A 22,216-nucleotide genomic window follows, 5' to 3' on the forward strand; every position below is an offset into this window, starting at 1 on the left:
TGTTATCGAGGGCTTTTTCAATTATCCACTAATGCTTGTTGTCCACTATTTATCATAGAGTTATCCTGAAGAATGGGAACACCCAGACCGGCAGCGCCCAATTCGGATGTTTTCAACTCAGGGGCATACCGCTTCAGGAGCTCAAGTCCCAAATAAGCGCGTCTCACCCGCTCCCTGCTTAGCGAAATGTTAACCGGTTCCAGATGGGATCCGCTGGGGTAGACATCGGGATGATTGCGCAAACCGAACTTGACATAGATCGGGGACAGAATCCTGATCAGTTCGGGGATTTCGTAGTGACGGATAAATCCGCCCAGACCATCCGGTGCTTCTACATAAACATCCAACGGGATGTCGATGGCCTGCCGGACAGAGGCAAGCTTGGGCAAGGTTAATCCGGTCGGCACATTATACGTATCCGCTCCGAGATCCTGCATAAGCTTGATGGAGACCGGGTTAGCCGCCATCATCTGGACAGAGACCTTCACGACAAAATCGGGATCCAGCATGGATCTCTTTTTCATTTCGCCGGTCAATAGGAGCAAGCCCTCATCCGCAACCAAGGCTCCCCTTACACCAAGCCGGTTCGCCCTTTGCAGGTCTTCCATCGCGTATACGAGCTGATCCACGCCTTCATGCCGGAGCGCGATCACCTTACCGGCAGGAGTCAGCGGCTGCGCGCTGATATCCCAAGTTCCCCGCGGACCTACGAATAGACTCAATTCAACCCCTCGCGAGGCGCAGAGACTTACCATCTCGGTAATCTCTTCATCCGTGAGCAGCATAATTCCGCTTCCCTGTGAGACGCGGTGTATCGTAATGCCATAACGGTCTGCTTCTTGAAACACGGCCTTTAGCGACTCCGGACCTTCTACACTGGGAATCTCTACCCGATATTGGGCCCCATCAGGAAATCGCTTATCTGAATCCGGCAGATCATAGGCTTCCCGGTCCAGGAAGCCCAGTTCTCTTAACAATGCTCTCGACTTCTCCATACTCATCGGCTCCTTCCCATTTTACGCTTCCCTCACCCAATCCCGGTCCGCTTCCAGAGCAATTCCCATGGGAACGACCCCTCGGGACGCATCTGTGCAGTCGCGCATGCGGTTGGAAGCGGCAACAAGCTTCTGTCTTCCCCGAATCCGGAGCAATCTCTCCTCTCCAAGATCACTGCGCCCGCTTCGTATATCGCCTTTATAGCCTTCGATCAAGCCTAGTTCAAATGCCTTCTGATCCAACAGATCGATCCTGCGCGCACGGAATTGCAGATGAAGCAGGTCGCCATGCTGAAGATACAGCAGACCTCCGCCATGATAGGCTTCCGGAGTCATGTGACCCACAGCGGCACCGAAGGTTACCCCGGAATACCGCCCGTCGCTGATTAATGTGGCCAGCCGCTTCAGCTTCCGATGTCCGTTGATGTACTGCATCGGTGTGAACATCTCCGGCATCCCGAACGCTTCCGGCCCTTGTCCTGCGATGATTACCGCAAGCCGCATCCACTCCCGGTCGGTCATCAAGTCAAAGAGCTCCGGATATGCGATGTCTTCCAATTCCTTCACGCTGCATTCGGATGAGTTATAGATGGCCATACGCTTCATATGTTCCGCCGGAAATACTCTGTTTGCCTTCAGCTCCTGCATGAAATCCACGTCAAGGAGCTTCCGGTTCGCTTCTTCCTCGTTCTCGAAATAGAGAACGAATGCGGCTTTATCGTCGAAGTGGTTCAGTTGAGTGGTGGTCATTCCGCTTACCTTAACCACTGCATTATTAAAGAAATTCCCCCTAAGCACGTCTACGCCGCTGAACGAGCGCTTCGGCGAGCTGAGGATGATCGGATTATCCATGACGCCGTCTGCACTTAAACCGGTTGTATCCGATAACCGTTCCCGCCAGGTCTGCCCGGTTACGGTCGGGGCATCCAGATCCATCGGGACACCATTGCGGGTAAGCTCGTAGATCAGCGTCTCCATACCGCGGATTTGTCCCGAGCAGCACTGCTGGGCCAGCGCATAGATATCCCGTCCCTCCGTCAGGCTGTAATCAAACAGATCGGGTATTTCACATTCTCGTGCAATCGCTTCCAAATGGTCAAGTGTAAAATTGTAGCCGGCATATACCATCGCACCGATGATATGCATCATGAGGTTGGAGGAGCCGCCTGATGAGCTGTGAATGCGGATGGCATTTGCGATGTTGGCCGCCAGCAGTTCGCTTACGCCGCATTCCTGCCTGTGCATGATGGCAAACAGCCCTTCAACCGCCTGCTCCACCTGATGCAATGCCGGGGGTTCTGTCAGAAGCTCCACGGCAGGGTGAACCAGACCCAGTCCTGCCGTAATGTCGCGCGAGCTGTTTCCTGTTCCATGAAACGCACAGATGCCGCCTTTGGCGTCGCATGTACTGATGGCGAGCCGCTTCTCAAAATCCTTGTGCTCCGCATCAGTCAGCAAACCATACTCCACCGCACGCTCCAGAACACCCTGAAATGTAGTGTTGGAAGAGCACTGGAGAATATAACTGACCGCATCCCGGATATCTGCCGCGATATCGGGGTGACCGACGGATTCGGCCTTCGCGGCAAGCTCTGCAAGGCCTGCCTTAACGTCGTCGGGTATCGTCCCCCCCTTCAATACATGAGATGGGCTGAACGTAGCAAACACATGATGCTCTCCCCGATAACGGCGAAGCCGGTCCAGCAGAGCCAGACCGCTCAGCACGCCAAGCGGCTGTTTGTCGCAGCCTTGAATGACGAACGCGGCATGATAAGAATGCGCTTCCATTTGATTGACTACGACTTCGGCTATAACATTGCGGCTCTGCAGCGAATAGGACATGCCCATATTGTTCTGCGCAGTCCCGTCACAAAGTACAGGAGTACTGAAATAAAAAGGAATGCCCCCTTTATTCCAGATGGTCATTGCGGCTTTATAAACGGTTTCGTGGTCCAGTATGTGGGCGGGATGGTCGGAGGATCCGCCTATGATGGCAATGCGGGGAGCATTGTGTTCCAGACGGTCATAAATCCTGTCGAGGCTCCAGTCCGGAACCGCCGCTCCATAATCGGAGCCCAAGCCTTTCTTGGCACGATCCAACAAGCCTGCCACGGTAATGGGCTCGTTGGCCTTCCCCTGCACATTGCCGCGGTAAGGATTAACCGGATTTGGAATTGCGATCATCGTCATCGTTTCCCTCACTCCTTCGATCTGCCGTTTGCTTTCGGTGATTCCTTGACCCGCTGCAAGTCTTCCCTCACGTCCCTGAGATGAAGCTTCATCGTATCTCTGGCAAGCGCGGGATTGCGCTGCTCGATCGCCAGGGCGATCAGCATATGAAAATGCGAAGCCCGCTGCGCGCTTCCCGGAATCCGCATCGTTTGTCTGCGGCTTTCCAGCATCAGATCAGAGATGCCCTGCATCACGCTTTGCATCACTTCGTTGGAGCTGGCCTCTGCAATATGCGCATGAAAGGCTAAGTCAGCTGTAAAATAATCCTCTCCATTGGCCAGGTTTTCGATCATCATTGCCGCTGCGGCTTTGATGTTGACGATCTGCCCCGGTGATCCGCGTTCCGCTGCCAGCGCAGCGAGTTCCGGTTCCAACAATTCACGAAACTCCAGCAATGACGCCAGACTGCCATCCAGCAAATTCCCGATGTCCGGCGAATCATCTCTGCGCCAATGCGAGGGGCTCCTGACAAACATCCCCCTCCCTTGCTCGATGAGAAGATAACCCCTGTTCTCCAGGATGCGCAATGCTTCGCGTATTGTCGATACGCCAGCACCGTACTCCCCGGCAAGTGAGGACAATGACGGCAGCTTATGCCCCGGCTTCCATTCCTCTCCCTCAATCCTTTGCTCCAGATTGGACAAAATGGCTGCGCTAAGCGGTTTTTTTGAAATGATCCTCACCCACTCATCTGATAGGTTAATATACTCATCGTATCACTTTATCCAGTGGAGAACAACCAGATATTTCCTCCCTGCTCTATAAAAAAAACCCGGCACCGCGCAGCGGTACCGGATTTCCTCTATCATGAAACGGTTCACAATCCAAGTGATCCGATCTTTCTGCCGATCAGTTCACGATATGCTTCTCAACGGAATCCGGACCGTACCTGTAGGGACGCGCTGTGACCGGCAGAGGCTTCTCGACTGTAAAAGCGGGATCGTGTTTTTGCTTTCTCAGGGCAGCGGTCACTTCCTTTAATGCAGCGAAGAGACCCGGCCGGGCAGCCGGACAATCGCCCTTCATCTCTTCATGCAGCCTATGAAGCGCATGATACGGAACCATCGGGAACATATGGTGCTCGATGTGGTAATTCATGTTCCAGTACAGAAACCGCAGGACCGGATTCATGTAGATGGTGCGGGTGTTAAGCCGGTGATCCAGTACATCTTCATGGAGGCCCAAATGCTGGGTGACGCCGAACAGAATAACGACAACTCCGCCGTAAAAGGAAGGCAGAAAGACGAACATGGCCGGCAGGATAGTGCCATAATAAATACAAGCGGCTATAACCAACAAAATAATCAGCAAATAAATGCGGGCTTCGCGGTACGTTTTCCGGCGCTCCGTCGGAGGAATATATTCCTGTTCCGCAGAATCCAGCCTGCCGAAGCAGTGCATGATGAACCGTTTGATCTCGATCGGACCGCCGTAGAGGTGGAAGATCTGCATGAGCAGTATTCGCCATACCGGCGGACGTTCCGTAATGATCTCCGGGTCGCGGCCGACAATAATGGTGTCCGTATGGTGGCGGGAATGGCTCCAGCGCCAGGGCGTCGCCGATCTTAATACCATGAACGAAGCGATCTGATAAACCGCCTCGTTCATCCACATGGTCTTGAATGCTGTGCCGTGTCCGCATTCATGCCATCTGGAGTCGCCCGGAGTGGCATATAGTATCCCATAAGCGAGAAAAGCCGGAACGGCCCACCAGCTCCCCCAGGACAGATACGCGATATATCCGGCAAGGATCATGAGACCGAACCAAATCAGCGTATCGCGGATGGCCGGACCGTCCCTCCGCTTCATCAGCTCCTTCATCCGCTGGCGGGGAATGGGGCTCACATACCATTCCGCAGTCGCAAGTCCCCTCTCCTGCGCCCGCTGATTCTCCGGACCGCTAATACTGTAATCCCTTTTTGCGCGGGCTTCTGCCATGATTTTCGATTCCTCCTTCTCCTGCTGTTAGCCGCCAATAGCCTTTAACTTTCCGTCGATAAACCGTTTCGCCCGGGGGATGTCAGTCTCATCCAGATGCTCAATAATAATCGGGATATTCGGGTGAAGCCTCGATAAGCGCCGCAAATACAAGTCGTAATTCAGGATGCCTAGCCCGGGCGCGGGCAGTTCAACGGCACCTGCTCCCCGGAACGTGTGCGACTCGCTGGCATCGATCGCGGCATGCTTCTCCGATTCATCCTGTGCGGGCATGCAGTCCTTGGCGTGGGCGATTTTGATTTTATCACCAAGAATATTGAAGATCCGGTCGATCTCCTCGTCGACGCGGCCAATATTCGTATCTGTGAAATAGTTCGTCGGGTCCATCAGCAAGCCAAGGCCGGGATGGGATACATCCGCAAATAACCGGGTCAATTGATCCACGGAACCGATGACATTGTTGACGTAATTTTCTACGAGAAACATCGAGCCGTGATCGTATGCGAACTTCGCCAGGTCCTCCAGCTGTCTGCACACTTCCTCATACGCTTCCTCGGTGCCGTTCTTCGGATCCCATACCCAGTCGCTCTCGGGGTTGAACGTGCCGGTTTCGCTAATCACATAAGGGGAGCCGAGATCGCGTGCGAACTCCAGAAGCTTCTTCAAATTGAAGATATTATCCGCCCGTTTGACCGGATCCGGGTGAATGATATTCGTGTAGCCGGAGATGCAGACGATAGGCAGATTGGCATCCCGGAACGCATCCCGAATCCAATGGGCTTGCTCCCGGTTCAGCGTTCCCGGCGTTACGTCCATGTCCTTGAACGACAGATCAAGCTGGACGCAGGACATGCCGTCCTTCTGGATTCGGGCAATGCTCTCCGCCAGCGAATAAGGATAATAACCGTTAAAAATACCTACTGATATCATGGACGATTCCTCCTTGGAATTGGTTATCTAACAAATCAGGAAAGCGCTTCCGAAAATGTGACCGTACGCCCTTCGGCAATCGACTTGTAGCAGGCTTCAACCAGTGCCATCGTCCGCAGATTGTCCCTGCCGCCTATTTCCGGTTCTGAATCCGTCTCGACGGCGCGGAGCAGCTGTGCCATCGTCCCTTGGAATGCATCGGGAAACCATACGCCCTCCCATGTTGGCCGGAACCATTCGTTCGGCGACTGCTTGGTGGTGAATTCCAGTGTGCTCTGCGTTCTCTTGGGATAATCCGGCCAGCCGATGATACCTTGAGCCATGCCCTCCAGCCCTTCGACCCTCCATTTGATATAAATATCCTTCTCGGCTCCTTCGCCTGGCCAAGCCCAAGTGTCATCAAGACTGGTCGCCATCAGCTCGCTGCCATACTGGAATGAATATTGAGAAATGCCGTCGATGTGCTTGAACTTTATCCGGGGATCCCGCCTTGTAACGGCTGTAATCTTCTCGGGGTCGCCGAATAGATAGCGAAAGGCATCGATATGGTGTATGCCCATATTAAGAATGCCGATGGTGTCGTAATTGGCGAGGAAATCCTGCCAATGCGGAATTGCCCTCATTTCAATCGTCGCCAGAACAGGTTCGCCCAGGTAGCCGCGCTCAAGTACCGTCTTTAAAGCGCGAATCGACTGGTCGTATCTCATATTGGAATTTACCCCGAGCTTGATCCCGGCTTCTCCGCAGAGCTCGACAATCTCCCGCGCCTCTCCGATATTCATCGCGAGCGGCTTCTGGCATAAAATCCCTTTGATGTGAGGGTACTTGACCGCATAGCGCACGATTTCCAGCTGACGGTCCGGCGGAACCGCGATATCCAGTATCTCCACCCGGTCGTCCTGAATCAGTTCTTCCCAGGTCCGGTACACAAGAGGAATTCCTCTAAGCTCCGCAGCCGCCTTGGCGTTCTCAAAGGTTCTGGAGCTGATCGCAAAAGGATGAAAGCCCGCGTCTCGGTAAGCCACAAGATGGCAATCCCGCATGATAAAGCCGGAGCCGATGCAGCCAATCCGATAATCCTTTCGCTCAGGCATTTCCGGTTCAACATTCAGATTCAAATCGATCATTCCCACGACTCCTCCTACTGATTGGTTTTAAACGGAATCAACCCAAATGCTGGCCGACAGCTCGATGACTTCCCCCGGCTCGATCCCTCGCGCTCCCGTCCGCTCCTCCCCATAGGGCAGGTTAAACGCGTCCGTCAGGCATGTGTAGGGTTCTATGGAGTAAGCTGCTCCCCAGTCCGGACGGAACAGGACAACATACGGAAAACCTTCACCTATACGAAAAGCGATCGAATAACCCTGTTCCCCGATTCCGATCCGGCATGTTCGCTCCCCTTCGCTTAAGGCGATTAATGAACAGTCGAGCGGCGGAATCTCTGCGAGCGCGGCTCCCTCATTCAGCGCAGCGGCGAATGGCGTCACGGAAGGCAGTCCCGTTACGAAAGCCTGATTCGTTACCGGCCATTCTTCCTTGGCGGGAGCGGTCAGGGTCAGGCGTTCACCCGCATCGAAGGGGATGTTGAAATAGGGATGAAGTCCGAATGCGAATGGCGCCGCTTCCTTCCCTTCGTTCACGATCGTGCCGTGAAAATGCAGCCGTCCTTCATAAAGGCGGTACTTGACAGTGAAGACGAGCTCATGCGGAAAGTACGCCAACAAATCCGGATGGTCCACATATCGAAACCGGCTGATCAGATAAGCCCCTTCCTCCTGCGAGGCCCCGCTCCCGACAACCTCCCAGGCTCTTGAGCACAGCTCCCCATGCAGATGATGATCGGGCGGCTCGTTGATCGGCAGACGATAGCTTTTGCCCCGGAAACGGTATGTTCCATTCTTGATCCGGTTGGGCGGGAACAGAATCGGCGTACCGTATTTGAAGCTCGCCAAAGGCTCGCTTTTCAAGGCGGGCAGGCTGTCCGGAGACATAATAATCTGGCGGCTGTCACATTCGAAGCGGTAGAGATTATTGCCCGCCTCCGGTATGATTTCTATGGTTGAACGGCTTTGGGAATCGGTTAATTCATAAATCTGATGTCCCATTTTTTCCAACGGTTTTGCTGAATACGTTTTCATTTCATGGCGCTCCACCTTTGCATGAAGTTAACTGCCTATCTGTATCCAAACCTTGCCGTCCTCGATCTTCACGGGGTATGTGCGCAAATCAACGCAGACGGGAGCGCGCTTGGCCTGGCCCGTGGGAATATCGAATTTGCCGTTATGCTTCGGGCATTCGATGATTTGGCCGATGACGAGCCCGTTCGATAAATGAATTTGCTCGTGGGTGCAAAATCCGTCGGTCGCGTAGTAATCTCCCTTATCCGTACGATAAATCGCATACGTTCCCTCTCCATGGTCAAACCGGATGACGTCCTCGACCTCAATGTCGTTATCCGCGCATGCTTCAATCCAATTCTGCAGGCTCATCACATTAGCTCCTTCTACTAAGTTGAAATGATGCTTTTTTATTCCGTGCCCGGGCACGATTTGAGGTAAAAAAAATCACATACTCTCCGGGATAATAATATGTGTCTCTGTAAAATAGTATTCCTGCTCCGGAGGCTTGCCCAGGAAGCGGTGATCGAACAGAATTCGCAGCGCCCGGTAGCCCTGCATGGATGGATTCTGAACGATGGTAAAGTCGATGATGCCTTCCCTCATGCCGCGCTCCGTTTCCGGCAGCAGATCATTGCATACGACTCTCACTTTCCCCTCCCTTTTATGGCGTTTTATGGCATCTATACATGCGCCGACATCGCCGGTTGCCATATAAATTCCTGCAATCCCGGGTTCCTGCACGAAAGCCTGGTCGATCTGGGAAAAGGTAAGCTCGTATTGATCGAACCCTTCGGCTACTCTCACGATTTCGATGCCGCTCTTCTCCAGGTTGTTCTCGAAGCCCTCCACTCTGGAACGGTGAGCGTGGAAATTCAAGCTGCCGGTGACGACGAGAACCTTGGAATGCGTTTTCAAAACCCTGCTCATCAGGCCTGCTGCAATCCGTCCGCTTCTGGAAAGATCCTGGCCGACAAAGCAAATTCGCCTTGAGTGCTCCACGTCCGAATTGAACGTGACGACCGGTACTCCCTGGCTGGCCGCGCGATCGATGCTGGCTCTGGTAAGATCGTCATCCATCGCCGCAAACAAAATGCCGTCCGCCCCCATGTCTACCAGTTTGTCGATGGCGGAAGCGCCCTCTTCATGCTTGCGGTTGTCCACATATTCGTATTCCAGACGAATTCCCAAGTCCTTCAATTCCTCGGCGGCTTGCTGAATCCCATGTCTGACTTCGTCAAAAAAGCTGATCTCCCGCGGCGGCATCACCACCCCGAATAATATGGGCTTCTTGCTGTAAGCCAATGCTTTCGCGGCCACGTTCGGCGAATAATCCATCTCCTTGGCAATCGCTAGTATTCTCTCTCTAACGTCCGGCTTGACGCCTGCGCGTCCGTTGAGCACCCGGTCTACCGTGCCCCTCGAAACTCCGGCCTTGTCGGCGATATGCCTGATCGTGATTGTCATTGTTTCTCTCCTTGGTTGTCTTCGTGCCCGCGCACATTTCCAATTATGAGGGAGGTCCGGAAGGATTTCAAGCATTTTTTTCGTTCGCCGTTATTTCCGGCCAGAACTACCAATCGAGACCATCCGTACTAAAGCACGCTGTATTCTATCGGCAGGGATAATAAAAGAAGAAGTCCGGGCGCATTCAGGCCGCAATCGGACTTCTTCCAATTCGTGTTCAGCCGCGTTCAACGATGGGACCGTTGTCCTCCGTTTCCTTCCATTCATACGTCAGCAACGAGGCAAGGAATACAAGCGCCAATCCCTGTCCCCAGCCTTGAACTCTTCGGCGGGGCACCTCTTTATAGCCGTCGGCGTTATTCATCACAGCTGTTCCCGCAGAAACATCCGCAACAGAACCGTTTTCCGTAATGCTCCCGAGAATGCCCGCAATCGATTTTTGAATATACATATTGTAGAGAGGGCTGCCTATTGCTTCGTTATAGCGCACCAGCGCAGCCGCAATACCGGACGAACCCGACACCTCGGCATAGGAGCTCTCATCCTGCAGAACCGTATGCCACAAACCTTCGTCCGACTGCAGCCGGACAAGCGTGCTTAACTGGTCGCGAAGCGAATCGTATATTCTCATATAGGAGGGATGGGTGACTTCCACCTCCTTCAAAGCCATAGCCATCGTATAGGCTGCCCAGCTGTTGCCTCTCGCCCAGAAGATGGCCGACATATTGTTCTGAGCCAGATGATCCCAGCCGTGATAATACAGATTCGTGTCGGCATCCTGCAGGAAATCCTCATGCCCGTGATACTGCAGCAGGCCATCTTCCATATAATCGCTGTTTTTCAGCAGCGCTCCCATCCGCACCAGAAAATAACCGGCCATAAACATCGTATCCACCCAGGCTTGCTCCGGAAAGCTGTAGTTCTGGGAGACCGTATGCTGAAAAATGCCGCCCGCAAAACGTGGTGCTTCCGTCCGCAAATATTCCGCCATGCTGATTGCAGCATTCAAATATTTCTCCTGCTTCGTTTCTTTATACAAGTGAATCAATGTATGCCCGATCGAGACGGCATTGACCGTTAATCTCGGGATGCCCTCTTCCAGCTGCTCATCCGTCCAGCGGACCAGGGACTCCAGATAATGCTGCTGCCCGGTGGCTTCATGGACCCTGGATACCCCATATAATGCAACTCCTGCAGGCCAATCCCATGTGAAATCCATGCGGAACACCCGCTCCGTCACCCGGTTGATCGCCTCTTTAACCGCTATCTCGTCAAGCTGCAGCTTTGGCAAACTCCAAACCTCCCTTTCGAAACCCGGTCATAAGCTTTCCCGGTCAATCAGACTATTTTTGGAAATCTGTAGTTTTCGGGCAGCACAAGCTCGGGCAGCTGCGTGATATCCTCGGGAATATCCGCCAGATAGAGATTGCCGTAACCGTTCTTGTCGCTTGTGTACAGAAGCTTGTTGCCATCCGGCGTAAACAAGGGATGCGCATGAACCTTCTGCACATGGAAGCTGCAGCGGTGATCGAGCAGGACGCGCGGCCCGGCGAAGCTGTCTCCCTCCCTCTGCCACAGGCACATGGAAGTGACCGTATCCCGGCTGTCGACAACGACGCGGGAGAAATCGCTGGAGTACGAGTGCCAGGTCGTAAACGGGAATTCCACTTCTTCAAGTCCTGTATTGTCCGGTCGGATTCTGCCGAAGAAATTAACGCCGCTTTCCCGCATGCCGTGGTAGCCTACGTATTCTCCTCCAGCCAGCCAGTATTCATGGCCCACCATCTCCATCGGCTCGGTCCTGCTGCGGATTTTCCATTTCCGGCCCGTATCCAGATCCAGACCCCAGATCCGGTGATCGACGATATTCCAGGGGCCCTCATGGCAAAAGGTCAACAGATTCGATGCGGTCGGGGAAGCGTTGATATGGCCGATGAAGCATTCATCCTCGAACACCGTCTCCACTTCTCCGGTTTGCAGCGATATGCGAAGAATGCGGCTCAGCGGGCGTGCCCGCATGACCTCTTCGAAGCCGACATAGCCGTTCTTCAAATCCGACTCCACCCTGGAGGAAATATCTTCGCCCAGCGCCAGCAGCAGGTGACCGCCGTCCGCCGTACAATTGAAGCTGCCGATATTGAAGCCCTCCGGCTTCTCATATAAGGTCCGCTGCTCCAATGTCTCCAGATCAAGGGCAACCAGGGAATGGTTATGGTGAAAATAGACCTCGCTTCCTTGCGGATGAAGACAAGCGCTCAGGTAGGAAGGTCCTTTCCCCAGATCGGTCAGCTGGAGAATATGGCCGGTTTGCAAATCGATGCTGAACAGGTTCGAGGTATTGTCCCGGTCAGACCGGAAGACCAGATTTCTTCCCTCGTTATACCACCCCTTCTCCGTAAAGTAGAGATGATAGCTGTGGCCCATATAATTCGTTAATTGGCAGATGTTCACGCCTGTCGTCCGGTCCTTGGCGAAGGACCATTCCGGCGCCCATATTTTACCTTTGCCCATATTCGTCAAACCTCCTGTAATTGTAATCGGGATCATATCTTCTCCTTATTTCTGCTGGCTGGCGGCATAGGCTTCGTTCATTTCCTTCACGTACTCATCCCCGCCGCTCTTCTTCCACAAATCCATATCGGCTTGAAATCCCGCTTCGTCGATTTTGCCGACGATAAACTTGATTCTGGCATCGGCCGCGATCGTATCCAGTTGTGCGCCCTTCTCCGTGTAGGTTGCCGAGTATAACGGCTCGCCGGGATTCGGCACAACGATGTCCAGGTTGGCTTCCTGCACCTCCTGCACTTTGCCGCGCAGCGGGGTAGCCGGTTTAAAGGCGGTTGTGAGCACATCCGGAACTCCGATCAACAATTGGTTGAAGCTCTTGATATTGATATCTGCGGGCTGCGGGTCCGTATTCAGCAGGATCGGAATCATTTTGCCGTCCTCTACCTTGTAATGCTTGCCTTCAATGCCGTATGAAATCAGAATCTGCATATCCTTGTCTTCGATTTTGTCGAAGAAGCCCAGCACCTTTTTCAGATCCGCTTCTGTATTCACGGATGACTTGGATATAAGGAAAACGCCGCCGTATCCGGTTGTCGGGAGGTTGTGCAGCCCTGTCGGTCCGCTCACGGCTCCGAACAGATCAATCGAGGCGGTCGTGTCGGTCTTAGCCGTCTTCATTGCTTCTTCGATTTGATAGGAGCGGTCGGCTACGTCAACGGCAACCCCGGCCTGATCATTGATGATCGGGTCGTTCCACTTGGCGGAATCATAGACGGCAAAATCGGGATTGACCAGCTTCTCGTCATACAGCTTCTTGAAAAATTTAAGCGCTTCCATATACTCCGGCGTAAATTCCGCTTTTACCAGCTTGCCGTCCCCGCCTACGCCCCATTGATTCGGAACGCCGAACCAGGTCTGCATAATATCCCACGGCCCCGCATATTTCGTGACGACCATGCCATACGTATCGTTCTTGCCGTCCTTATCCGGATCGTTGTTCGTAAAGGCCTTCAGCATGTTATAGAAGTCGTCTATCGTTTTTGGTTCCGTAAGCCCCACATTGTCGAGCCAATCCTTGCGGTAGGATACGCCCAGTCTGCCGAGCGCCCTGGAGGTATATAAGCCGTAAACCTTGCCCTCTGTGGATACGTTGTTGAGAATGGTCGGATTCATTTGACTGAGATTCGGATAATCCTTCAGGTAGGGGCCAACCTCCCAGAAGGCGCCTGATTTGATCGCATTAGCTATGCTCGAAATTTTCACGTTGGGAGCGAACATTACCATCGGCATCGAACCCGAGGCCAGCGTAATATTCATCTTGTCCAGATAGCCGGCATCCGGCGTGAATGAAATAGACAGCTTGGTATTGGTATATTCCTCCGTCTGCTTCCAGATGGTGCTCTGCGATGTAATCATGTCATTATTAAAGCTTCTCATCATTACGCTTATGGGAAACGGAGCTTCTTCATTCGCCTGCGTTCCGCCCGCCGCCTGGTCCCCATCAGGTGTACCCGCTGTATTGGCGGTCTTCCCCGAGCTGCATCCTGCCGCGGATACAGCAAGCGCCAGCACCAGGCTTGCGAGAACAATAAATGATCGTTTGGACTTCATCTTTTTTATCATTTTCATCGTTCCTCCCTTTATTATGGATCAAGCAGCTGCTGAGCCCTTCTAACCTTTCACGGCGCCAATCAGCACCCCTTTGGCAAAATGCTTCTGTAAAAACGGATACACCAGCAGAATGGGCAGGGTGCCCACGACAATGACCGCCATTTTGATCGATTGATCCGGTGGTTTGACGTAGTTCGGATCCATCGTCGAGATATCAAGCGCTCCGGAGGAAACAAGAATGATTTGCCGGAGCAGCACCTGAATCGGCCACATTTTCGGATCGTTCAGATAGAGCAGCGCATTGAAGAAATCATTCCAGTTCGTCACCGCGTAGAAAAGCGCGAAAGTGGCGATCACCGGCTTGGATAACGGCAGCACAATGCGCCATAGAATGCCGATATCGGAGCAGCCGTCTATTTTCCCGGAATCGATCAGCTCTCCCGGAATCTCCTGAAAGAACGATTTCACGATAATCAGGTTAAAGGCGCTGATCGCAGCGGGCAGCAGCACGGCAAAATATGAATTCAAGAGACCCAGGCTCTTCACGACCAGAAAGGTTGGAATAATTCCGCCGCTGAATACCAGGGTGAAGATGATCATATTCATGAATACGGTTCTCCCCAGCATATCCCGGCGGGACAGCGCATAGGCCATCGTAAAAGTAAAAAAGAGGTTAATCAGCGTACCCGTAGCCGTGACGAATACCGATACAAGCAGGCTTCTGGGGAAGGTAGCGTCGTGAAAGACATACTTGTACGCATCAAACGAAATGGTCTCCGGGATGATGAAGAAAGCCCTCTTGATCATATCCGCTTCAGTTGCAAACGATCCCGCCGCGATGTACATAATCGGAATGATCATTACTGCCGCAATAACCGCAAGCAGCGCATAGTTGGCGGCATCGAATATTTTCCCGCCTATCGTGTTGTTTCTCATGATCCTCTCTCCCCCGATCAGTAGATGCCCGGATGGCCTGCCCGTTTGGCAAGATAATTAGACAGCAGGACAAGCATGATCCCGATCGCCGCTTTGAACAATCCGGCAGCCGTACTGTAGCTGAACGCGCCCTGCGTGATCCCGACCGTATAGACATACGTATCGAATACATTCGCGACTTCCCGGTTCAGCGCATTGCCCATCAGCAAAACCTGCTCAAAGCCGCGGTCCAAAAAGTTCCCTGTGCGCAGGATCAGCAGCACAACAATCGTTCCCCGGATGGCGGGAAGCGTAATATGCCATAATTGGCGGAGTCTGCTTGCGCCATCCACGATGGAAGCCTCATACTGCTCCTGGTCGACTCCCGCAAGTGCGGCAAGAAATATAATCGTTCCCCAGCCGGCTTCTTTCCAAAGCGTCTGGCCGATGATCATCGGACGAAACCAGGCTTCGCTCGTGAGAAAGTCAAAACGGTGACCCAGCAATTTGAAAAGCAGCTCGTTAATGACGCCTCCCTCCGTCGTCAGGAGGAGAAAAGAAATGCTGGCCACGATCACCATGGAAATAAAGTGGGGAACATAGATAAGCGTTTGAATGAACCGCTTGTAGCCGGAGATGCGGATTTCGTTCAACATCAAGGCCAGAACCAGCGGAGCAGGGAAGAAGAAAATCATGTCGTAGAGGCCAAGCAGGAATGTATTGCGCATTAAATTCAGAAAAATCGGGTCCTGTATAAATTGTCTGAAGTTGTCCAGTCCTACCCATCCGCTCTTGAAAAACCCGAGAAACGGCTGGTAATTCTTGAAGGCGATCAAGAGCCCCCACATCGGCAAATACTTGAATACGATAAAATAGATAAGTCCCGGCAGTACAAGCAGCAGCAGCCATTTATCCTTCTTCACGCGTGAAAGCAAGCGCCGCCGGTTTTTATGGGGATCGGCTCTTTGGATCATGCTCCCCATGGGTTCGATACGCCCACTCATTGTTATCACTCCTTCGCATCTTATTTTGGGATTGCTCTGCCTTCGGTTTCACCATACGCACTGGCCGTTTTTCCCGCAACCGTACTTTTTTGATCAGGTGATTACTGGCCTGAACAGCCCGATAGGATTATTTTTCCGGACTTTGCCTTTATTGCAAAGGCCATTATATTTCCCTGCTGGACTCCCGGTACTGGCCGGGCGTAATGCCCTGCTGCTTCTTGAAGATGCGGTTAAAATAACTCTGCTGGTAGCCCACGCCTTCGGCGACGTCGTTGATTTTCAGCTGCGTATCCCGCAGGAGCTCTCTGGCCTTGTCCATGCGCAGCTCCGTCAAATAATCGATGAAATTTTTGCCGGACACCTGTTTGAAAATCTTGCTTAGCGTGACCGGATTCGTCCCGATGTGCTCGGCGCAGCTGTCAAGCGAGATATCCTTCATATAATGGTTCTGCAAATAAATCATGCCTGCCTCGACCATTTTCTTTACATGCACATCCGCTCTGGCTTCGAATTCCCGCACAAAGGTTTGCACCACGTTAAATTTGAACCAGTTGAACATTTTTTGCGGCTCGCGGATTTGCGACAGCTGCTCGTACATATTGACCGATTTGAAGATACGGCCCGGACTCATCCCCGATTGGCGAATCGCATGCTGAATGCTGCCCAGCAGCTGCAGCATCCCCTGCTGCACTTCGATCTCATTCGAGCCTGTCAGTATAAGCGCGTCCATAAAGGCGGTGATGAAACCCTCCGCTTCCTCCCGTTTGCCGGTCCGGATCGCCTGGATAATTTCCCGTTCCAGCACAAAAGGATAACGGAGCTCGCCCGAATCCTCCCAGACATTCTGTGATTTTAAATCGATGAGCTGATTCTGGCTTCCGAATCTCCGGTAGCCCGAGGCCTGCTTCGCCTCTTCAAAAAGGGAAGGAATTGCAATAATCGAGTTGGAGGATTGTCCGATGGTGATGCAAACATGCAGTTTCAAAAGCTGATTAACCGCCTGCGTCAGTTCTTCGCTGAAAGCGCTGACCGCGTTATGGAAGGGCTTCTCATCCGGCAGCATCATGATCAAGCCGATCGTTAAGTCGTGGAAATTAATAACATCCGCCTGCTCCAGCATATTGGTTGCCACCTCAGCCGTAATATTGGCGGCCGCGAATGTAACCAGACCTTCATCCCCTTGCGTGAACCGGTCCTCCAGATTCTCGAAGCCTGTCAATTGAATATGCAGCACGAGGAATTGGCGGCCATCTATTGCCCAACCGTAACTGCGCATCCTCTCCCGTATGTCCTCTTCGGAGTAGGAGTACAGAAACCCCTGGAGCAGCTGCAGCAGAAAACCCTCCTTCACGTGGGGCAGCTGCTGCGCAAGCTTATGCTGAAGCGTTGTGCTCTCCCGGGTCAGATGCTGCCACTGCTTTTCAATCATCAGAAACTCGTCCCGGTGCTCCAGCATTTCGCCGGCAAGCGGCTTGCCGCCTGTCAACAAATGAACCAGCCGGTTCACGGGAGAATATATTTTTCTGGAGGCCAGCCAGGACAGTAATGCCGCAAGAAGCAGCGAGGCCATGCTTAAGGAAATAATAAATTTGGAAATCAGCACAACCGGCTTGGTGATAACGCCGATCGGCGCTGCCGAAACGTATTTCCAGTTGACGCCAATTCTTGAGAAGGTTCCATACGATACGGTATAGGTATTGTGATTCCAGCTGTAGAGAAACGATCCTGCCTCGCTGTCCTGCAAGAATACCTGCTTTTTCAAAGCTTCATCGAAGATGGAGGAATCGACTGTGCTCGAGTTGGAAATCAAGGTGCTCCCGTTTTCCTCCATCATGAAGGTGTCGCCGTCGTTATACGGCGTTAACGTTTTTAAGAGGCCTGCTGCCTTGTCCTGATCGAGACGGACCATGATAAAGCCGATCGGATGCAAATCATAACCCGGTATTTTATGAATGAGGGCCAGATCGGAGGTGCCGGGATTGTCCGGACTCGCCGCCTCCATCGACCAGAAGACCTGGTTTCCTTCCGTCAGCAGCGCATTATAACTCTGCGCCAGCGGCTCATCGCGCATTACATCGTATTCCGGCGTGAATCTTACCGGCTGATCCTTGTTAATATACAGCTCCACCTGCCTCGCCAGGGGGTTCGAGCCCTGCATAATCTGAAGCGTCTTGGTAATATCCCGGGCCACTTGAAAATCCCGGATAAAGTCAACATTTTTAATGCTGTTGGAGAACTTGGGATCGAAGGCCCAATGAGCCAGCGATAATTCCAAATACGAAAATTGATCGTCCATATTGGAGGCTCTTTGCCTGATCTGATTGGCATGCAGCTTCAACAGCTCGGTCTCCATCCGCCCGCCGGCCAGCCAATAAATAATGCCCCCGATAATGAGACCGGGTATGCTGGAAATAATCAGGATCAGGATCAAGCTTTTGCGATAATGCCTGCTCTTTAACAATTCATTTCACCTCCGGCTAAAATGACGGCATGATTTTCAGACGGATACATGTTGCGGGAACAGATTAACAGTAAGCGTTTACATTTATTCGCTTGACAAGCATCTAATCACCCTTTTTGCAGCTTCATCCGGAGCCTCCTTTCTTCTCACAGGCTGTCAGTCGCGTTTGTTAACTTTCAGTATGTAATGCAGCGCTTTTTCCTGCAAGTGGACTTTTTTGAAAACTCGCATTATCTTGTCCATTCCTTCGCTGCGGGTTGATTCGGCGGGCATTCGGACCCTTGGCAATACCGCTGTTACTCAAGTTCCTGAAGAGGCGTACCAAAAGCGACAGGAAAAAGCGCCCCCTTAAGCTTAGGGAGCGCCAGCCCTATAAATGCGGCATTCTTCACAGGAATCCGGGGAAACCGGTCAACTAAAGTTCGCCGTCAAGGACAGCGATAGACGTTTCAATCAGATTGTTGAAGGTGTGTAGACATCAGCCGGTTTCAATGCATTAAGCATTGGCGCTCCAGTGCGATACCGCCTGACGTTCTCGCAGATAATATCCAGAGACCGTCCAGTGCGGTCAGGAACCTGCGGCGAAGTATGAGGTGTAATAAGCGTGCGCGGAGCATCCCATAAGGGATTATCGGCCGGAAGCGGTTCCTGTGCGAAGGTATCCAGACCGGCTCCGCCCAGCTTGCCGGCATTCAGTGCAGCAATCAGGGCAGCTTCGTCGACTACCGCTCCGCGGGCCATATTGATGAGGTATGATCCAGGCTTCATCAAAGCAAGCTCCCTCTCGCCAATGAGATGATGTGTGGCGTTCGTAAGCGGCAGGGCGAGCACAACAAAATCGCACTCCGGCAGCATATCCTCCAATCTCCCGCCCTGCTCCTGGCAGAACAGACGATCAACTCCCGGCGGAAGCTCGCCCGGGCTTCGGCGATAACCGAGGACCTCCATGCCCATCGCCTTCGCCCGGATGGCCAGTTCCGTGCCGGTATGACCCGTGCCGACAATTCCGATTACCCTGCCAAACAATCCGCGCAGCTGTTCCTGATCCGCAATGCCCCACCGGCGGGCCCGCTGCGCGTCCAGGAAATCCGGATACCGGTATGCCAGAGCCAGCATGAAGAACAGAGCATGCTCCGCCAATGCCGGCGCAGACCGTCCAGCAGAACTGGTCACCAGAAGACCGCGCTCGAACAATTCGGGCCATGCGCATTTGTTCAATCCTGCATGGTCGCAATGAATCCACCGCAGCAGCGGCGCATTCAAAAACCGCTTATCCAGATCGCCGCTCAGAACGGCCGCGTCCGCCCGTTCCAGGGCCGCTTCGATTCCTGAAGAATCGTCCGGACGAAGCCGGATGATTTCGGCTGGCGCGAAAGCTTGGCAGAGTCTGTCCCAATGCTCATTCTCATACGGCACGGTTGTCAGGACAACATGAATAGGATTCATTTTTTACCTCCATTAGTGAAAATATATTTTCAGCCTCTTTATATACTATACTGGCTCCGCTATCCGGCATCATATAGTCATTTTATGATTTCGTCCTTTTCTTGCAGATTATATTACACGCCGGAAAGTATAAAATTTGGCCAATAATTGACGCCGGCAGGTCATTATGGGGCATATATTCCCTGCAATACAGGATATTTTTCCACTTCACCTCGCCTATCCTGGACCGTTTATTACCTTTCATCCCTGAAACCTGTTTATTTTGACAATGTCATAGGAAGTCCATTGAATGCCGGAGGGTTAAACCAATATGCTTATTATGCGGACTTGATCTACGACCAATAAAACGAATCAAGGAGGGATCCCGCCTGCTTTTGGACGATCGCAGTAACAAATGTCAGGGAATTATTCTTTGCATGATGGTGCAGCGGACCAAGAGTCACTAAGGAACAATAATCCATGAATGTATCGGAGGTATTCGTTCAATGTCCAAATCAATAGAAGCGGAAAGCAGACCGAACTGGTGGGCCAAGCGCCCATGGAGACAAATTCAAACGAACTTGCGGGAAATCGATATGATGGATATCAATGCCGAACAGTTCGTCGCGGATCTCCAGGAATTTAAAGCAACCTCTGTATTGCTTAATGCAGCGGGCATTATCGCCAGTTATCCGACCAAGCTTCCCTTTCAATTCCAAAGTCCGTTTCTGCAGGGAGACAGTCTGCAGGACATCATTGAAGCCTGCCATAAAGCGGATATAGTCGTGACGGCCAGAACCGACTTCTCCAAGGTCCGCAGACCGGTCTATGAGCAGCATCCCGAATGGGCATACAAGAGCGTCCAGGGGAATATCGTCGATTACAATGGCGATGTCCATGTGTGCCTGAACAGCGACTACCAGCAGGACTATGCAATCGAGATCATCCGCGAATTGCTGACCACTCATGACTTTGACGGTATTTTCTTCAACATGGGCGGCTACCAGGTGAAGGATTACAGCTACAACTATCATGGAATCTGCCAATGCGACAACTGCCAACGGAAATTCAAAGCTATGTTTGACCTTACGCTGCCCACTAAGGAGGACATGAAGGATCCGGTATTTCGCAAATACAAGGTATTCAAAAACATTACGCTGCAGGAACACTCCAAACGAATTTATGACGCGATTACAAGCATCAATCCCGACCTGCTCATCTCCAACAACCTTAACCAGCGCAGCGTGTACAGACAGGAATCCAACACGGCGATTGCCCGATCCCTGCCCCATTGGCAATATGATGCTTCCGATAACACCAAATTTGTGCTCGGCTCCTATAAGCCCATGATTTCATTAAATACTACGGTTGATTTCATAGATTATCAATACCGTCATGTCGCCGTATCCCCGCATCAGCAGGAGCTCAGGCTGTACCAAAACCTGACCAACGGCGGCGGACTCGATTATTATCTGATTGGGCGGCTCGACAACCATGAGGATAAATCAGGCTATGAAAGGATCAAGAAGGCTTTTCATTACCATGCCGAGCATCAGGACGAATACAAGGATATTACCTCCAGGTCGACCATTGCATTGCTTAGAGGTCCTGACGGCAGCACAAGCGAATATCAAGGCTGGTTCCGGTTCCTGGCGGAAAATCATTATATGTTCGACGCCATCATGGTGCCGGTGGCCGCCGAGGTGCCGTGGGACAAATTCAAAGCGGTCATTGTCCCGGATTACCAGGCGATCAGCGACGAACTAGCACGTAAGCTCGACGCATTCGCTGAAGAAGGTGGCATTGTCATCTCGGTATCGCGCGGCGGATTTTCCGATGACACCTACGAGAGACGATCTTCTCCCGCTCTCAAGTGTCTGGGTATTGAGAGAGTAAACGAGATTGTAGAGGATATGACCTCCTCCTGCTTCAAGCTGACCGACAAAACCGGATTTAGCCGTTTCCCTGTGGCGGACCTGGCTTATATCGACGGAAGCTATATTTACGCTGACTATGAAGACAAGGTGGAGAAGCATCTGTCCCTGATTCCCCCTCATATGTTCGGACCTCCGGAACGCTGTTATTATACGCAGGTTACGGATCATCCCGGATTTACAGTCAATCCGTACGGCAAAGGAAAAGGCATCTTCATTCCCTGGCGGCCAGGTTCTCTGTTTCACCGCCAAGGGCATACAAACACGATAGATCTGATCGCGGATTTGCTGGAGCATACCGCCGGGTTGAAGCGCATTGAGGGCAATCTTTCACCGATGGTCGAAGCCGCCTTGTTTGCCAAGGAGGACGGTTCTTCGGAGCTGCTTCATCTGGTGAACGGGTCGGGGCATTTTGGCGTAACCTTCTATGCTCCGGTTCCGATGTACAATCTTGTAGTCACGATTCCATATGATAAGGAGCAAAAACCGCAATCCGTCAAAAGCCTTGTCACCGGCAAAGATTACGAGTTTACAGCAGGCAGCGGGTCTTTATCGGTTAAGGTCCCGAGTCTTGAGCTGTTCGAGGCAATAAAAATCAACTGATGGAGAGGCTGGCCGCAAGCTGCTATTGAACGGACTCCCGGCCCGGAGATCTGCTGCAAAGAGGGCTCCTTCGGGT

At 52.4% G+C, this 22,216-nt stretch carries 17 protein-coding genes; 1 reads left to right on the forward strand and 16 read right to left on the reverse strand.

The annotated features are described in order from the left end of the window. Nucleotides 1-17: 17 nt before the first annotated feature. The 16 genes from AC0YOA_RS00450 to AC0YOA_RS00525 form a co-directional block, all read right to left on the reverse strand. A complete protein-coding gene (locus tag AC0YOA_RS00450; RefSeq protein WP_475784924.1) occupies nucleotides 18-995 on the reverse strand; it encodes a U32 family peptidase in 978 nt (325 codons plus the stop codon). Between the two features lie 21 nt (nucleotides 996-1,016). Next, nucleotides 1,017-3,185 (reverse strand): dihydroxy-acid dehydratase domain-containing protein, encoded by a 2,169-nt coding sequence (locus tag AC0YOA_RS00455; protein WP_475784925.1) that lies wholly within the window; start codon nucleotides 3,183-3,185, stop codon nucleotides 1,017-1,019. Between the two features lie 8 nt (nucleotides 3,186-3,193). Beyond that, nucleotides 3,194-3,910, reverse strand: a complete 717-nt coding sequence (locus AC0YOA_RS00460) for a FadR/GntR family transcriptional regulator (RefSeq protein ID WP_475766904.1) — start codon at nucleotides 3,908-3,910, stop codon at nucleotides 3,194-3,196. Nucleotides 3,911-4,076: 166 nt separating this feature from the next. Continuing rightward, complete coding sequence (locus AC0YOA_RS00465; RefSeq protein WP_475784926.1) at nucleotides 4,077-5,165, reverse strand: fatty acid desaturase family protein; 1,089 nt, start codon at nucleotides 5,163-5,165, stop codon at nucleotides 4,077-4,079. 27 nt (nucleotides 5,166-5,192) lie between these two features. Next, entirely contained in the window at nucleotides 5,193-6,095 is a 903-nt protein-coding gene (locus AC0YOA_RS00470) for a sugar phosphate isomerase/epimerase family protein (RefSeq protein ID WP_475784927.1), read from the reverse strand. A 35-nt stretch (nucleotides 6,096-6,130) separates the two neighbouring features. Next, nucleotides 6,131-7,222, reverse strand: a complete 1,092-nt coding sequence (locus AC0YOA_RS00475) for a Gfo/Idh/MocA family protein (protein WP_475784928.1) — start codon at nucleotides 7,220-7,222, stop codon at nucleotides 6,131-6,133. Nucleotides 7,223-7,249: 27 nt separating this feature from the next. Next, nucleotides 7,250-8,233 carry an aldose epimerase family protein gene (locus AC0YOA_RS00480; protein ID WP_475784929.1) on the reverse strand — a complete coding sequence of 328 codons (984 nt, stop codon included), beginning with the start codon at nucleotides 8,231-8,233 and terminating at the stop codon, nucleotides 7,250-7,252. Between the two features lie 27 nt (nucleotides 8,234-8,260). Beyond that, on the reverse strand, nucleotides 8,261-8,584 hold the full coding sequence (locus tag AC0YOA_RS00485; protein ID WP_210040264.1) for a MocE family 2Fe-2S type ferredoxin: 324 nt from the start codon (nucleotides 8,582-8,584) through the stop codon (nucleotides 8,261-8,263). A 75-nt stretch (nucleotides 8,585-8,659) separates the two neighbouring features. Then, entirely contained in the window at nucleotides 8,660-9,679 is a 1,020-nt protein-coding gene (locus tag AC0YOA_RS00490) for a LacI family DNA-binding transcriptional regulator (RefSeq protein ID WP_210040265.1), read from the reverse strand. A gap of 217 nt (nucleotides 9,680-9,896) precedes the next feature. Beyond that, complete coding sequence (locus AC0YOA_RS00495) at nucleotides 9,897-10,970, reverse strand: glycoside hydrolase family 88/105 protein (RefSeq protein ID WP_475784930.1); 1,074 nt, start codon at nucleotides 10,968-10,970, stop codon at nucleotides 9,897-9,899. Between the two features lie 47 nt (nucleotides 10,971-11,017). Continuing rightward, nucleotides 11,018-12,190 (reverse strand): oligogalacturonate lyase family protein, encoded by a 1,173-nt coding sequence (locus AC0YOA_RS00500; RefSeq protein ID WP_475766890.1) that lies wholly within the window; start codon nucleotides 12,188-12,190, stop codon nucleotides 11,018-11,020. A gap of 45 nt (nucleotides 12,191-12,235) precedes the next feature. Further along, nucleotides 12,236-13,810, reverse strand: a complete 1,575-nt coding sequence (locus tag AC0YOA_RS00505) for an extracellular solute-binding protein (RefSeq protein WP_475784931.1) — start codon at nucleotides 13,808-13,810, stop codon at nucleotides 12,236-12,238. Between the two features lie 48 nt (nucleotides 13,811-13,858). Then, complete coding sequence (locus AC0YOA_RS00510) at nucleotides 13,859-14,734, reverse strand: carbohydrate ABC transporter permease (protein WP_475784932.1); 876 nt, start codon at nucleotides 14,732-14,734, stop codon at nucleotides 13,859-13,861. A 17-nt stretch (nucleotides 14,735-14,751) separates the two neighbouring features. Next, nucleotides 14,752-15,696: an ABC transporter permease gene (locus tag AC0YOA_RS00515; RefSeq protein WP_475785774.1), complete on the reverse strand. Its 945-nt coding sequence runs from the start codon at nucleotides 15,694-15,696 to the stop codon at nucleotides 14,752-14,754. Between the two features lie 184 nt (nucleotides 15,697-15,880). Then, nucleotides 15,881-18,178, reverse strand: a complete 2,298-nt coding sequence (locus AC0YOA_RS00520) for a helix-turn-helix domain-containing protein (protein WP_475784933.1) — start codon at nucleotides 18,176-18,178, stop codon at nucleotides 15,881-15,883. A gap of 453 nt (nucleotides 18,179-18,631) precedes the next feature. After that, nucleotides 18,632-19,624: a D-2-hydroxyacid dehydrogenase gene (locus AC0YOA_RS00525; RefSeq protein ID WP_475784934.1), complete on the reverse strand. Its 993-nt coding sequence runs from the start codon at nucleotides 19,622-19,624 to the stop codon at nucleotides 18,632-18,634. Nucleotides 19,625-20,109: 485 nt separating this feature from the next. Between AC0YOA_RS00525 and AC0YOA_RS00530 the strand changes: the two genes are divergently transcribed. Beyond that, entirely contained in the window at nucleotides 20,110-22,140 is a 2,031-nt protein-coding gene (locus tag AC0YOA_RS00530) for an alpha-amylase family protein (protein WP_475784935.1), read from the forward strand. The last annotated feature ends 76 nt before the right edge of the window (nucleotides 22,141-22,216 follow it).

The sequence above is a fragment of the Paenibacillus sp. JT22N12 genome (assembly GCF_056269365.1).

Coding starts and splice junctions, on each gene's coding strand:
- AC0YOA_RS00450 (WP_475784924.1), bottom strand. CDS start 995: ATGGAGAAGTCGAGAGCATTGTTAAGAGAACTGGGCTTCCTGGACCGG.
- AC0YOA_RS00455 (WP_475784925.1), bottom strand. CDS start 3,185: ATGACGATGATCGCAATTCCAAATCCGGTTAATCCTTACCGCGGCAAT.
- AC0YOA_RS00465 (WP_475784926.1), bottom strand. CDS start 5,165: ATGGCAGAAGCCCGCGCAAAAAGGGATTACAGTATTAGCGGTCCGGAG.
- AC0YOA_RS00470 (WP_475784927.1), bottom strand. CDS start 6,095: ATGATATCAGTAGGTATTTTTAACGGTTATTATCCTTATTCGCTGGCG.
- AC0YOA_RS00475 (WP_475784928.1), bottom strand. CDS start 7,222: ATGATCGATTTGAATCTGAATGTTGAACCGGAAATGCCTGAGCGAAAG.
- AC0YOA_RS00480 (WP_475784929.1), bottom strand. CDS start 8,233: ATGAAAACGTATTCAGCAAAACCGTTGGAAAAAATGGGACATCAGATT.
- AC0YOA_RS00485 (WP_210040264.1), bottom strand. CDS start 8,584: ATGAGCCTGCAGAATTGGATTGAAGCATGCGCGGATAACGACATTGAG.
- AC0YOA_RS00490 (WP_210040265.1), bottom strand. CDS start 9,679: ATGACAATCACGATCAGGCATATCGCCGACAAGGCCGGAGTTTCGAGG.
- AC0YOA_RS00500 (WP_475766890.1), bottom strand. CDS start 12,190: ATGGGCAAAGGTAAAATATGGGCGCCGGAATGGTCCTTCGCCAAGGAC.
- AC0YOA_RS00505 (WP_475784931.1), bottom strand. CDS start 13,810: ATGATAAAAAAGATGAAGTCCAAACGATCATTTATTGTTCTCGCAAGC.
- AC0YOA_RS00510 (WP_475784932.1), bottom strand. CDS start 14,734: ATGAGAAACAACACGATAGGCGGGAAAATATTCGATGCCGCCAACTAT.
- AC0YOA_RS00515 (WP_475785774.1), bottom strand. CDS start 15,696: ATGGGGAGCATGATCCAAAGAGCCGATCCCCATAAAAACCGGCGGCGC.
- AC0YOA_RS00525 (WP_475784934.1), bottom strand. CDS start 19,624: ATGAATCCTATTCATGTTGTCCTGACAACCGTGCCGTATGAGAATGAG.
- AC0YOA_RS00530 (WP_475784935.1), top strand. CDS start 20,110: ATGTCCAAATCAATAGAAGCGGAAAGCAGACCGAACTGGTGGGCCAAG.